Origin of the sequence: Pseudomonas sp. 09C 129 (assembly GCF_002843625.1) — a bacterium.
Classification (GTDB): domain Bacteria; phylum Pseudomonadota; class Gammaproteobacteria; order Pseudomonadales; family Pseudomonadaceae; genus Aquipseudomonas; species Aquipseudomonas chlororaphis.
Map to the genome: position 1 here is coordinate 5,770,644 of NZ_CP025261.1, position 13,072 is coordinate 5,783,715.

The following is a 13,072-nucleotide window of genomic DNA, read 5'->3' on the forward strand; positions in this document are numbered from 1 at the left end:
CTTTCGGCTCCTGGCACAGCTCCTGCTATAGCTCCAGCAGGCTGCGTTTCGGCGCGCTCCACAAAAACAATTAAATGAAGGATCCGTCATGGATAACTCGCAAACCCTGCCTCTTGGGTCGGCAGCTGCGCCTGCCAAAGAAAAGACCACCGCCAGCCGCCTGAAATCGATCTTCAGCGGTTCGGTCGGCAACATGGTCGAGTGGTACGACTGGTACGTCTACGCCGCCTTCTCCCTGTACTTCGCCAAAGTCTTCTTCCCCAAGGGCGACACCACCGCGCAACTGCTGAACACCGCCGCGATCTTCGCCGTGGGCTTCCTGATGCGTCCGATCGGCGGCTGGCTGATGGGGCTCTACGCTGACCGCAAGGGCCGCAAGGCCGCGTTGATGGCCTCGGTGCTGCTGATGTGCTTCGGCTCGCTGATCATCGCCCTGACTCCCGGCTACGAGACCATCGGCGTCGGCGCCCCGATCCTGCTGGTCCTGGCGCGCCTGATGCAGGGCCTGTCGGTCGGCGGCGAATATGGCACCTCGGCCACCTACCTCAGCGAGATGGCGACCAAGGAACGTCGGGGCTTCTTCTCCAGCTTCCAGTACGTGACCCTGATCTCCGGCCAGCTCATCGCCCTGGCGGTCCTGATCGTGCTGCAGAACGTGCTGACCACTGAAGAGCTGCAATCCTGGGGCTGGCGCATTCCGTTCGGCATCGGCGCCCTGTGCGCGATCGTCGCGCTGTACCTGCGTCGTGGCATGGAAGAAACCGAGTCCTTCACCAAGAAGAAGGAAAAGCCGAAAGAAAGCCTGATGCGCACCCTGATGCGTCATCCGAAAGAGCTGATGACCGTGGTCGGCCTGACCATGGGCGGCACCCTGGCCTTCTACACCTACACCACCTACATGCAGAAATACCTGGTGAACACCGTCGGCATGAGCATCTCCGACTCCACCACCATTTCCGCAGCAACCCTGTTCCTGTTCATGTGCCTGCAACCGGTGGTCGGCGCGCTGTCGGACAAGATCGGCCGCCGTCCGATCCTGATCGCCTTCGGCATCCTCGGTACCCTTTTCACCGTGCCGATCCTCACCACCCTGCACACCGTCCAGAGCTGGTGGGGCGCGTTCTTCCTGATCATGGCGGCGCTGATCATCGTCAGCGGCTATACCTCGATCAACGCGGTGGTCAAGGCCGAGCTGTTCCCGACCGAGATCCGCGCCCTGGGCGTGGGCCTGCCCTACGCGCTGACCGTATCGATCTTCGGCGGCACCGCCGAATACATCGCACTGTGGTTCAAGAGCATCGGCATGGAAACCGGTTACTACTGGTATGTCACCGCCTGCATCGCCGTGTCGCTGTTGGTCTACATCACCATGAAAGATACGCGCAAACACTCGCGGATCGAGACTGACTGACCGACAAAAAAAGCGCGAGGGTGCAAGGCCCTCGCGCTGTGGTGTCATCAGGTAAAGCCTATCGCGGGCAAGCCTCGCTCCTACAGAAGCGGGGCTTGCTCACGATAGCCGCGACGCAGCCGCTCCACGATCAAGACACGCCCTCCAGCTTACGTAGCAAGCCCTCCGGCATTCATCGCCAACAGCATTCCCGCCCCTGCCGGGTAAACCGTTGATCGTGATTTTTCGACGGTGCGGGCAGGTTAATGACCGGTTAATGCCCAGCCCTCACTCTTCCTCCATCGAAATCGGTGTCGGCGCGTCAAACGCGGCAGAAGCAGGCAAGAGGCCTTATGCAGTGATTCTTGACGCCATAAACATCTATTAATTCGATATTTTTTAGCATTTATTTGCGCTTTTTAATCAAATTAACTGGCGTAGTATCCATTTCACACCCACTGCACAAAACTCACCGAACCTGGAGTGACCCTCATGAAAAGCAAACTGATCCTCGCCCTGACCCTTTCCGTACTGGCTGCCAATACCTTTGCCGCCGATGGTTACGACCGCACCGGCTCGGCTACTTTCACCTCGGGCAGCTCGGCCAGCGCCAGCCTGGCTTCCGACGGTTTCGATCGCACCGGCACCGCCGCCGCTATCGCCTCCGATGGCTTCGACCACACCGGTACCGCAGGCGCAATCGCTGCCGACGGCTTCGATCGCACCGGGACTGCCGCCGCCATCGGCTAACCCTCAGGGATGCCCCGCAGCCCGGCTTCGGCCGGGCTTGGTTGTTTATGGCCCGGGGAAAACCGCACGCCGCAAGGCTGGCATTCACTTTCAATGGCTTGCACTATGGCGGCCTTCCCTCTTTGTCCGCGCAAGAGCCCGTCATGTCCGAAGACATCCATTACTACGAACCCGCCCAGGGCCACGGCCTGCCCCACGATCCGTTCAACGCCATCGTCGGCCCGCGCCCGATCGGCTGGATCTCCTCCCAGGACCAGCAAGGCCGGCTGAACCTGGCGCCCTACAGTTTTTTCAACGCCTTCAATTACATTCCACCGATCATCGGCTTCTCCAGCGTCGGTCGCAAAGACAGCCTGAACAACATCGAGCAGACCGGCGAGTTCGCCTGGAACCTCGCCACCCGCCCGCTCGCCGAGCGGATGAACCAGAGCTGCGCGGCCGTACCGGCCGAGGTCAATGAGTTCGAACTGGCGGGGCTGACGCCCGTGGCCTCGAAAGTGATTGCGGTGCCGCGGGTAGCCGAAAGCCCGGTGTCCTTCGAATGCAAGGTCACGCAGATCATTCAACTGCAGCGCGCGGATCAGGAGTTGGTGCCCAGCTGGCTGATCCTCGGCGAAGTGGTCGCCGTGCATATCGCCAAATGGCTGCTCAAGGACGGGGTATACGACACCGCCGCGGCAGAGCCGATTCTGCGCGGCGGCGGGCCGGCGGATTATTTCCAGCTGGGGCCAGAGGCCTTGTTCAAGATGTTCCGCCCGGGGGCGGTCAGGTAGCTGCTCAAACCAACTAGCTGCGCAGATCAGGTAGCAACCTGGATCAGGCCGTTGCCCAGGCCAGTTCGCCGTCTTCGGTCACGTCGATCAACTGCTCAAGCTTCTGCGCGGCAGCCTGGTCGGCGTCATGGGCGGTCTTGAATTTCTGGTCGTCGAGGACTTTGTGAAAGCGCGGTGCCCCTGAACCACCCAGGGCCTTGACCGCGATGGCGGCACTGTAGCCCCCTTCACCTGGAACCACGGCGGAAACCGCTTCGTATGCTGCAAACTCTTTACGTGCCATGTTGCTGGTCCTGGCCAATGGAAAGTCGGCCATTCTAAACCCTCAGCTGGCCAGCTGGTGTACCGGTGCCCCGTTCAGTTGCGCGTATTCGCCTTCGGCCTGGGCCGCCGAGACATCTCTGAAAGTATGGAAATCCAGGCTGTTGACCACCAGGTCCTGGACCAGCTCGGCGAAGATCGCCATGGCCGGCGAACAGAAGTAATCGGTCATCGCCTGCTGGCTGCTCCAGAATCCGGATATCAACCACAGGTCAGCGTCGCACTGCGAATGCTGCAAGGCGAACTGCAGGCAACCTGTGGCCTGGCGGGATGGTTCGATCAGACTGCTCAAGCGAGCACCCAACTCCGTTGAGCGGCCGGCGCGGGCGCGAACGAATGCCATGTGGCTGACGGGAATATGCGTGGACATGTGCGACCCTCCCAGGGTGGTGTCGAGGCAGCCATGGGACGGGCTGCGACAGGATCCAAGATTAAGCGCCCGGCGTAATGCTCGTTAGTCGATTCCTGCCGGCCTATTGCACAATCCTGCGAGTCTTGCCCGGGAACGCCGAATCCTGCCCGGTAAGGGAAAAAAACCCACAACGTTGTTTCAAGCAAGTGACAGCCCGCGCACAGGACTCGGCTCTACTCACGCGCGCACGCGTGGCAGGATCAGGCAAGATTTACGCAGGAATCGCCTACCCCTGGCGCTTGCACAAATTTAAGCTGTGGCCATTCGCAATCTTCTCGGAGGGGCCTTCATGTCATCGCTCGAAACCCAGCAGCCGCCACTGGATGCGGAAATGGAAAAACAGCGGGCGGAGCTGGCCGGGATCATTGCTCGCAATACCGGCGAAGACGGCAGCTATGCCACGGCGATCCAGTCGCTGTTCGTCTCGCGCCACAGCCACTCCCACGAGTTCGCTTCGGTGCTAGCCCAGCCGGCCCTGTGCATCATGGCCCAGGGGCGCAAGGAAGTGCGGCTGGCCGACGAGGAGTTCAACTACGACCCGCTCAACTACCTGGTGGTCTCGGTTTCCATGCCGTTGAGTGGGCGCCTGGCCGATGTCTCGCCGCTGGAGCCAGTCCTGGCCCTGCGCCTGGACATCGACCCGGCCGAGATCAGCACGCTGATCGCCGATGCCGGGCCGCTGGGGGTGCCGAACCGTCCTGTCGGCCGCGGCCTGTATGTGGAACGCCTGGACACGCCGATGCTCGACGCCGTGCTGCGCCTGACCCGCCTGCTGGACACGCCCAAAGACATCGCCATGCTCGCGCCGCTGATTCGTCGGGAAATTCTCTACCGGCTGTTGCGCAGTCCGCAGGGCCACCGGTTGTATGAGATCGCCATCGCCAACAGCCAGAGCCACCGGGTCAGCCAGGCCATCAAGTGGCTGAACGGCAACTACGAGCAACCGCTGCGCATCGACGATCTGGCGCGAGGGGTGAACCTCAGCGTGTCCACCCTGCACCACCGTTTCAAGGCCATGACCGCCATGAGCCCCTTGCAGTATCAGAAGCAACTGCGCCTGCAGGAAGCCCGGCGCCTGATGCTGACTGAGGGGCTGGAGGCGTCCGCCGCCGGGTACCGGGTCGGCTACGAAAGCCCTTCGCAGTTCAGCCGCGAATACAGCCGCCAGTTCGGCGCCCCGCCGCTGCGCGATATGGCGCGCCTGCGCAGCAGCGTCTGACTCCCCCCTACAGAGAACCATCTCGCTTCAAAAGACTGTTACCGCGCGCGAACCACGTGCTTGATCTCCTGGAACGCCTGCACCCCCCAAGGCCCCAGCTCGCGGCCGATGCTGCTCTGCTTGTAGCCGCCCCAGGCGGTCTGCGGGAAGATCACTTGCGGTGCGTTGATCCACACCAGCCCGGCCTGCAAGGCATTGGCGACTCGCTCGGCGTTCTGCACATCGGCGCCGACCACACTGGCCACCAGGCCGAATTCGCTGTCGTTGGCCAGCGCGATGGCCTCGGCCTCGCTGGCGAAACTGCGCACGCAGAGCACCGGGCCAAAGATCTCCTCACGCCACAGCGCACTGTCGAGGGGCACTTCGGTGAAAATGGTCGGCCGTATAAAAAAGCCGCGCGCGCGGTCCGTCGGGCGCTCGCCACCGCATACCAACTTGGCCCCGACACTCAGCCCGCGATCGATATGGCCCAGCACGCGCTGGTATTGCGCCTGGTTGACCAGCGCGCCCATTTCCACGTCCGGATCGAAAGGGTCCGCCACCCGAATCGCCTCGGCCCGTGCCTTGAGGCGCAGGAGGAATTCGTCCGCCAGCTCGTCGGCCACCAGCACCCGGCTGGTGGCGGAGCACATCTGCCCGGCGTTGAAAAAACCGCCGCCGCAGACCAGCTCCACCGCCAGTTCGAGATCGGCATCGGCCAGCACCAGCAGCGCAGATTTGCCACCCAGTTCCAGGCTCACGCCCTTGACCGTCTCCGCCGCGCGCTGCATGACCTGGACCCCGACCGCATTGCTGCCGGTAAAGGAAATCTTCGCCACCCGCGGATCGGCCGCCAGCGGCGCGCCCACCGCCAGGCCGGTGCCACAGACCAGGTTGAACACGCCCTTGGGCAAGCCGCTCCGGGCGATGATCGCCGCCAGTTCCAGTTCCGGCAGCGGCGTGACTTCCGAGGGCTTGAGCACCACGCTGCAACCGGCGGCCAGGGCCGGCGCGAGCTTCCAGGCGGTGGTGACCATCGGGAAATTCCACGGCACGATCAGGCCGACCACGCCACAGGGCTCACGCCGCACACGGGCGCTGAAATCATCGCTGGGCAGCGGCACATCGCGGTCCTGGGCGGCGTCCAGGCCTTCGGCCAGCTCCGCGTAATACTCGAAGGTAGCAATCACGTCGTCGACGTCGATGGCCGCTTCGAATTGCGGCTTGCCGTTGTTGCTCGACTGCAGGTGCATCAGGTGTTCACGACGCTCGGCGACACCGGCGGCGATCCGCCGCAACACCGCGCCACGCTCGGCGCCGCAGGTGGCGGCCCACTCGGCGAGCCCGGCCTGGGCGGCACTTACCGCCTGCTCGACGCTGTGTTGATCGCCGCCACCGACCACGGCCAGTGGCTCTTCGGTAGACGGATTGATCACCGGCAACCGCTCGCTGCCGGCATGCCACTGGCCATCGATATACAGGCCGTTCAACAGGTTTGTCGGGTTCATGCCTGCACCGCCCGCATCCAGCCGGCCTGGTCGATTTCGATCAGGGTCGGGCCCTGGCGATCGCTGGCCGCGCGCAACGCATCGCGCAATCCGTCGATGCTGTCGATGGCCTCGGCGGCGCAACCCAGGGCCTTGGCCACGCCGATGAAGTCCGGCGTGTAGATGTCCACGCCCACCGGCTCTATATCGCGGTTGACCATGTATTTCTTGATCTCTTCATAGCCCTGGTTATTCCACAGCAGCACGATGATTGGCGTGCGCGCTTCCACCGCGCAGGCCAGTTCCGACAGGGTGAACTGCAGGCCGCCGTCGCCGATCAGGCACGCCACCGGGCCCCGGGCCTTGCGTTCGGAAGCGCCACCGAGCCAGGCGCCGATCGCCGCCGGCAAGGCATAACCCAAGGTGCCGTAGCCGGTCGAGGAGTTGAACCAGCGGCGCGGACGCTCGGGGTTGAAGGTCAGGTTGCCGCTGTACACCGGCTGCGTGGAGTCGCCGACGATGACGATCTCCGGCAGCTCCTGCAGGACGGTTTCGAGGAACAGGGTCTGCGCCCGGGTCGGTGCGTCCCACTGCTGCTCCAGTGCGCTACGCAGGGCAGCGGCACGGGCCGCGCCCCAGGCGCTGTCGCGCTCGCTCAGCGGTTGTTTGCCCAACTCGGCCAGCAAGGCTTCGGTTGCGCTGTGCGCGTCGGCCACCAACGCCACTTTCGGCGGATAGTTGCGCACGGTCTGGTCAGGATCGATGTCGATGCGCAGCAGGGCGCCAGGAATCTCGAAACCACCAGCGAAAGTCACGTCGTAATCGGTTTCGGCCAGCTCGGTGCCGATGGCCAGGACCACGTCGGCATCGGTCACCAGGGCGCGGGTCGCCACCAGCGACTGGGTCGAACCGATCAGAAGCGGGTGCCGCGACGGCAGCATGCCCTTGGCATTGATGGTCAGGGCCACGGGCGCCTGGAGCGATTCGGCGAGGCGGGTCAGGGACGCGGCGGCATCGATCGCGCCACCGCCGGCGAGGATCAGCGGACGCCTGGCGCCGGCCAGCAACTGGCTCATCCGCGCGATGGCGGCGGGCGCAGCGCCGGCCCGGGCGATGCTCACCGGCTCGCTGTCGAGCAGGTCGTCGGCCTCCTCCACCAGCACGTCGAGGGGGATTTCGATGTGCACCGGGCGCGGGCGGCCGGCCTGGAACAACGCGAAGGCGCGGGCCAGGACACCCGGCAGTTCCGCCGCCGACATCAGGGTATGGGAGAACGCCGCCACGCCGCCCACCAGGGCGCCCTGGTTCGGTAGCTCATGCAGCTTGCCGCGGCCGCCGCCAAGCTGGCTGCGCGATTGCACGCTGGAGATCACCAGCATCGGAATCGAATCGGCGTAGGCCTGGCCCATGGCGGTGGTGATGTTGGTCATGCCCGGGCCGGTGATGATGAAGCACACCCCCGGCTTGCCGCTGGTACGGGCATAGCCGTCGGCCATGAAACCGGCGCCCTGCTCGTGGCGCGGCGTGACATGCCGGATGCTCGAACGGGCCAGGCCGCGATACAGCTCGACGGTGTGCACCCCGGGAATGCCGAAGACCTGCTCGACGCCATAACCTTCGAGTAACTTGACCAACACTTCGCCGCACGTCGCCATGTCTTGCCCTTCTTGTTCGCTTGAGACGGTGTGCCTGGCTGGCCGCTGCATGGCCAGGCACGGGGAAGGCGTCATTGGAACGGGCCGCGTGTAGCGGGAACAATGGATAAAAAGTCATACTCGCCATGTCCTCACGTCATGCCTTGGCCCTTTATGAAACGCCTCCCGCCCTTGCCCGCGCTGCACACCTTTCTGATCACCGCGCGCTGCTGCAACTTCACCCACGCGGCCGAGCAGCTGCATATCACCCAGGGTGCGGTGAGCCGGCAGATCGCCGGCCTGGAGAGTCACCTGGGTTATGCCTTGTTCCAGCGCCAGGCCCGCGGCCTGAGCCTGACGGCCGAAGGCCGGGAATGGCTGCCACGGGTGGAACAGGTGTTCAGTCTGATCAGCGAGGGGGTGGAACAGGTCGGGGTGAACCGCGACACCCTGCAACTCAAGGCGTCCACCTGTGTGATGCGCTGGTTGTTGCCGCGCCTGATGCAGTGGCAGAAAGAGCGGCCGGACGTGCCTGTGCGGCTGACCACCACGGTGCAGCATGGGGTGGACTTCAGTCGCGAACAATTCGACGCCGCGGTGATTTACGGTGCCCCGCCACCTTCCACCCTCGGTGCCTATCACCTGTTCGACGAACAGCTGACGCCGGTGTGTTCACCGGCATTGCTCAAAGGGGCGATAGCGCTCCAGACCCCGGCCGACCTGCAGCAACACATGCTGCTGCATCCGACCCTGGATACCCATGACTGGAGTACCTGGCTGAAAGCCTCGGGGACGGTGCTGAACAACATCGACAAGGGCCAGCATTTCGAAACCCTGGACCTGGCGATGTCGGTTGCTTCCCAGGGGACGGGGGTAGCTATAGGCGATTGGGCATTGATCGGCGAAGACCTGAGCGCCGGGCGGCTGGTCATGCCATTTGAATTGAAGGTCCGTACGGGGCTGGGCTATTACCTGGTACACCCCGATCGCTCGGCACCGTCGCCGCAGTTGCGGGCGTTGCTGGACTGGCTGGTGGAACAGGCCCGGGCACGATAGCCCTGTAGCCGCTGGCGCAGCCTGCGATCGAGCGCATAGCGGTCGTAATCCGGTCAACACGTTGTACCTGCAAAAACGCGGTATCTGGTTTTACGACTGCTGCGCAGCCAATCGCAGCCTCCGGCAGCGGCTACAGGATGTCTCAGTAACCGACCGTGAAACGCTGGCGGGAGTGCTTCGGTGTTTCCAGCTCATCGATCATGGCGATGGCGAAGTCGGAGAAGGTGATCCAGCTCTTGCCTTCGGCGCTCACCAGCAGATGGTCCTGGCCCAGGCGGAACTGCCCGCGGCGCTCGCCTTCGACGAACTCCGCCGATGGCGACAGGAAGGTCCAGTCCAGCTCTTTCTCCTGGCGCAGGGTATCGAGGAACACACTGCCGGCACTGGCTTCGGCCTTGTATTCGTCCGGAAAACCGGCGGCATCGATCACCCGGCTGCCGTCGGGCAACAGCAACGAACCGGCACCACCCACCACCAGCAGGCGTTTGACCCCGGCCTTTTTCACCGGCTCGATCACGGCCTTGGGCGCGATGGTGGAAAAGTGCGCCGCACTGATCACCGCATCGTGACCGGCGATCGCCGCTTGCAACGCCGCGCCGTCCAGCACGTCGACCGCCTTGCTCACCACACCGGCGCGATTGCCGATTTTCGCCGGGTTACGGGCAATCGCGGTAACGCTGTGACCACGACGCAGGGCTTCTTCCAGCAGTTGGCTACCGGCACGGCCGGTGGCCCCAATGATTGCGATCTTGCTCATGACAGTTCTCCAGTTCCGATAAGTGACACAAAGCCTTACAGGGAATGCCCCCGCGCCAGGCGCGGGGACGGTCGAATCACCACTTCATTTCGCCCTTGGCGACCTTGGCGCTCAGCTCCAGGGAGCTGTCTTCGCCCAGGTCCGGGTAACGCTTTTTCATCGCCGCGATCAGTTCGGCGGAATCCTTGGCCTTGGCGGTTTCTTCATCGAAGGCCTTGATGTAGTCGGCGGTGAAATGCACCGGAGCCAGGGAGCGGGCGCTTTCGCCCAGGTAATGGCCGGGCACCACGGTCTGGGGTTTCAGCGCAGCGATGGTGTCCAGGGTGGTCAGCCAGTCCTTGTGGGATTGCGCGGTCTGGGTATCGGCCATCCACACATGGATGTTTTCCGCGACCACCACGCCACCGACGACCGCCTTGATCGACGGGATCCAGACGAAGGTACGGTCAGGTTGCTTGCCGTCCAGGCCGATGATGTCCAGTTTCTGCCCTTCCAGGCTCAGGCTGTGGCCCTTGAGCACGCCCGGCACGATGGTCTTGGCCGGCACGTCGGCGCCCATTTTCGGGCCCCAGAATGCAAGCTTGCCGTCGACCGTGGCCTTGATGTGCTCGACGGTCGGCTGCGACGCCACGACCTTGGCCTTGGGGAAGGCCCGGGTGATGGTGTCCAGGCCGAAGTAGTAGTCCGGGTCACCGTGGCTGATGTAGATGGTGGTCAATTGCTTGCCGCTGGCGCGGATCTTTTCCACCAGTTGCTCGGCCTGGGATTTGCCGAACTGCGCATCCACCAGGATCGCTTCCTTCTTGCCGCTGACCAGCACCGAGGTCACCGGGAAGATCGCCGCGGCGCCCGGATTGTACACATCCAGCTTCAGGGCCGGCTCGACGGCGGCGGCATGGGCGGCGAAACCCAGGGTGGCGGTGGCCAGCAGCAGGCGCTTGAGTGAGGTGAATCCGATCATGTGCAGCTCCGATGGTCTGTCGGCCGTAAGTGGCCAGGGTAGGTGGCGATAGGTAAGTGGCGATGGAGATGAAGCTTAGTTGCCGCACTCGTTACAAAAAATGCGATGCTTGGACATAGTTTGTTTCTGAAAGCGGGCAAATCATGGATCGTCTTCAAGCAATGCGCGTCTTCGTCACCGTAGTCGACCTTGGCAGCCAGTCGGCCGCCGCCGACCACCTGGACCTCTCGCGGCCGGTGGTTTCGCGCTATCTGGCGGAACTGGAGGACTGGGTCGGCGCCCGGCTGATGCACCGCACCACTCGCAAGCTGAGCCTGACCGCGGCGGGCACGGAGATCCTGCCGCGCTGCCGGCAGATGCTCGAGTTGTCGACGGACATGCAGGCCGCCGTCAGCGAACCCGACGACGCGCCCCGCGGCTTGCTGCGCATCAGCGTCAGCACCTCGTTCGGCCAGGCCCAGTTGGCCGATGCCATGGCCACCTACGTCAAGCGTTACCCCGGCGTCAGCATCGACTTGCAGATGCTCGACCGCACGGTGAACCTGGTGGACGAGCGCATCGACCTGGCGATCCGCACCAGCAACGACCTGGACCCGAACCTGATCGCCCGGCGCCTGACGGTCTGCCGCTCGGTGATCTGCGCCTCGCCGGCCTACCTGCGCGAGCACCCGGCACCGCAACGCGTCGAGGAACTCAGCCAGCACAACTGCCTGACCCACTCCTATTTCGGCAAGAGCCTGTGGCATTTCGAGCAGGACGGCGAACAGGTTTCGGTCCCTGTGCAGGGCAATATCAGCGCCAACGAAGCCAGCACCCTGTTGCGCGCGACCATGGCCGGGGCCGGCGTGGCCATGCTGCCCAGCTACCAGGCCGGGGTGCATATCCACAGCGGCGAACTGGTGCGCCTGCTGCCCCACGCAGAGCCCCGGCAAATGAACATGTACGCGGTCTACGCCTCGCGCAAACACATGCCGGCGGCCCTGCGCAGCATGCTGGATTTCCTGGTGCTGCGCTTCCCCGAGGAGCCGGAGTGGGACAAGGGCCTTTAAAGCCCGATAAGACCGCTGAATACCCCGTCAACACGCTGCCCGCGACCTGGCCGGCGACCATGGCTGATCCCTATGGCTGATCTATGCTGATAACAGTACCCCCACACGCGCAGGGGTATTCGTTCAGAGGTATTTGCCATGAACATCAAAACAAGAAGATACCTGGCCATTTTCGTCACCTGCACCGCGACCCTGGCGCTGTATGGAACAGCGGCCTATCGCGTCGAGCAGGCCCGGCAACAGCCACGTGTCTACGCCAGCTGCAACGTCGACCAGTGCATCCCGCACAACGCGACCCTCAACTCCCTGAAATGATGCAGGCGCGCGGCGTCACGGTTCGTGATCGGTCTTCAGCCGGTCGCGGAAAGCCTTGGGCGAGATCCCGACCCGGCGGCGGAACAGCCGGGTGAAGTTGGTGGGATCGGAAAACCCCAGGGTGTCGGAAATCTCGTAGATGGTCATGCTGGTGTAGGTCAGCAGGCGCTTGGCCTCCAGCAGCTGACGCTCATGCATGATCTGCAGGGCCGGCTGGCCCGCCAGCTCGCGGCAGGTGCCATTGAGGTGGGAAACGGAAATCCCCAGCTTGTGCGCCAGGTCCTCGACCTTCACATGCTCGCGATAGTGGGCCTCCACCAGTTGGATATACCCATTGAAATACTCCCGTGCCCGCTGCGGTCGCTGGCTGGCACTGCGGCGCCGGATCGCCTGGCGGCTGACCCACACCATGATCACGCTGACCAGCGAGTGCATGAGCATTTCCCGCGCCGGCTCACGCCCCTGGTACTCGTTCTGCAACGCGGCAAACAGGCTGTTCAGGTAGTCGCCGTCGGCGCCCGCCGGGTAGCTCTCGGCCACGGCCAGGGCATTTACCGAATGCCCCAGCTGGGCTTGCAGATGGGCCATCAAGGGCGCCGCCAGGGTCACCACATAACCGTCGATGTCTTCGGAAAAACGAAAGCCGTGCACCGACAGGGCCGGCAGGATCTGCAGCGCCGACTCCCCCAGCAACGTGCGCTGGCCTTCGATCTCAAGCTCGGCCTGGCCGCGATGCACGAACAGTAATTGACAGAGATCGGCATGCCGATGCGGCTTGATTTCCCAATGGTGCTCGCGGCTGCGCTTGGAAATGGTTTCGCAGTGCAGCAGGTCCGGTGTCGGCCAATCCAGGCTTTCCCCATAGAGTTTGAACACCGGAATTGAAGGCAAGGCAGGCTTATTCATAACTGCAATCCAGGCCTCTGGGTGACGGGCGATAATCGCACCGATTGGTGAAATGAACAGGTA

General features: G+C 63.7%; 14 protein-coding genes. 7 read left to right on the plus strand and 7 right to left on the minus strand.

The genetic code is table 11. The features are described from left to right. Nucleotides 1–88 precede the first annotated feature (88 nt). The 3 genes from CXQ81_RS25765 to CXQ81_RS25775 all read left to right on the plus strand — a co-directional run bounded on the left by CXQ81_RS25765 (nucleotide 89) and on the right by CXQ81_RS25775 (nucleotide 2,913). On the plus strand, nucleotides 89–1,411 hold the full coding sequence (locus CXQ81_RS25765) for an MFS transporter (protein ID WP_101338917.1): 1,323 nt from the start codon (nucleotides 89–91) through the stop codon (nucleotides 1,409–1,411). Between the two features lie 471 nt (nucleotides 1,412–1,882). Beyond that, the gene (locus CXQ81_RS25770) at nucleotides 1,883–2,140 is read left to right on the plus strand and encodes a hypothetical protein (protein ID WP_101338918.1); all 258 of its coding nucleotides are present in this window, start codon (nucleotides 1,883–1,885) and stop codon (nucleotides 2,138–2,140) included. 143 nt (nucleotides 2,141–2,283) lie between these two features. Beyond that, nucleotides 2,284–2,913, plus strand: coding sequence for a flavin reductase family protein (locus tag CXQ81_RS25775; RefSeq protein WP_009045323.1), 630 nt, complete (start codon nucleotides 2,284–2,286; stop codon nucleotides 2,911–2,913). 43 nt (nucleotides 2,914–2,956) lie between these two features. On the opposite strand, the gene CXQ81_RS25780 is transcribed toward CXQ81_RS25775, so the two are convergent. Then, on the minus strand, nucleotides 2,957–3,229 hold the full coding sequence (locus CXQ81_RS25780) for a hypothetical protein (RefSeq protein ID WP_037035873.1): 273 nt from the start codon (nucleotides 3,227–3,229) through the stop codon (nucleotides 2,957–2,959). A gap of 9 nt (nucleotides 3,230–3,238) precedes the next feature. Beyond that, a complete protein-coding gene (locus CXQ81_RS25785) occupies nucleotides 3,239–3,604 on the minus strand; it encodes an antibiotic biosynthesis monooxygenase family protein (protein ID WP_007931229.1) in 366 nt (121 codons plus the stop codon). Between the two features lie 331 nt (nucleotides 3,605–3,935). Here CXQ81_RS25785 and CXQ81_RS25790 point away from each other — a divergent pair, with 331 nt between their 5' ends. Continuing rightward, nucleotides 3,936–4,865, plus strand: a complete 930-nt coding sequence (locus CXQ81_RS25790; protein ID WP_101338919.1) for an AraC family transcriptional regulator — start codon at nucleotides 3,936–3,938, stop codon at nucleotides 4,863–4,865. 38 nt (nucleotides 4,866–4,903) lie between these two features. Here CXQ81_RS25790 and CXQ81_RS25795 read toward each other — a convergent pair whose 3' ends face one another. Together CXQ81_RS25795 and CXQ81_RS25800 are read right to left on the minus strand one after the other, a co-directional pair. Further along, nucleotides 4,904–6,352, minus strand: a complete 1,449-nt coding sequence (locus tag CXQ81_RS25795) for an aldehyde dehydrogenase family protein (protein WP_101338920.1) — start codon at nucleotides 6,350–6,352, stop codon at nucleotides 4,904–4,906. Further along, nucleotides 6,349–7,986, minus strand: a complete 1,638-nt coding sequence (locus tag CXQ81_RS25800; protein ID WP_101338921.1) for a 5-guanidino-2-oxopentanoate decarboxylase — start codon at nucleotides 7,984–7,986, stop codon at nucleotides 6,349–6,351. Before CXQ81_RS25800 ends, CXQ81_RS25795 begins: the two co-directional genes overlap by 4 nt. A gap of 153 nt (nucleotides 7,987–8,139) precedes the next feature. On the opposite strand from CXQ81_RS25800, the gene CXQ81_RS25805 reads away from it, so the two are divergent. Then, a complete protein-coding gene (locus CXQ81_RS25805) occupies nucleotides 8,140–9,021 on the plus strand; it encodes a LysR substrate-binding domain-containing protein (protein ID WP_101339481.1) in 882 nt (293 codons plus the stop codon). A gap of 142 nt (nucleotides 9,022–9,163) precedes the next feature. Here CXQ81_RS25805 and CXQ81_RS25810 read toward each other — a convergent pair whose 3' ends face one another. Beyond that, on the minus strand, nucleotides 9,164–9,778 hold the full coding sequence (locus CXQ81_RS25810) for an NAD(P)-dependent oxidoreductase (protein WP_101338922.1): 615 nt from the start codon (nucleotides 9,776–9,778) through the stop codon (nucleotides 9,164–9,166). A gap of 76 nt (nucleotides 9,779–9,854) precedes the next feature. Beyond that, complete coding sequence (locus CXQ81_RS25815; protein WP_101338923.1) at nucleotides 9,855–10,739, minus strand: MBL fold metallo-hydrolase; 885 nt, start codon at nucleotides 10,737–10,739, stop codon at nucleotides 9,855–9,857. A 143-nt stretch (nucleotides 10,740–10,882) separates the two neighbouring features. Between CXQ81_RS25815 and CXQ81_RS25820 the strand changes: the two genes are divergently transcribed. Together CXQ81_RS25820 and CXQ81_RS31310 are read left to right on the plus strand one after the other, a co-directional pair. Next, a complete protein-coding gene (locus CXQ81_RS25820; protein WP_037035534.1) occupies nucleotides 10,883–11,788 on the plus strand; it encodes a LysR family transcriptional regulator in 906 nt (301 codons plus the stop codon). A 138-nt stretch (nucleotides 11,789–11,926) separates the two neighbouring features. Beyond that, nucleotides 11,927–12,103, plus strand: a complete 177-nt coding sequence (locus CXQ81_RS31310; RefSeq protein WP_007929787.1) for a hypothetical protein — start codon at nucleotides 11,927–11,929, stop codon at nucleotides 12,101–12,103. A gap of 15 nt (nucleotides 12,104–12,118) precedes the next feature. Here CXQ81_RS31310 and CXQ81_RS25825 read toward each other — a convergent pair whose 3' ends face one another. Beyond that, the gene (locus CXQ81_RS25825; protein WP_053262424.1) at nucleotides 12,119–13,009 is read right to left on the minus strand and encodes a helix-turn-helix domain-containing protein; all 891 of its coding nucleotides are present in this window, start codon (nucleotides 13,007–13,009) and stop codon (nucleotides 12,119–12,121) included. Nucleotides 13,010–13,072 lie beyond the last annotated feature (63 nt).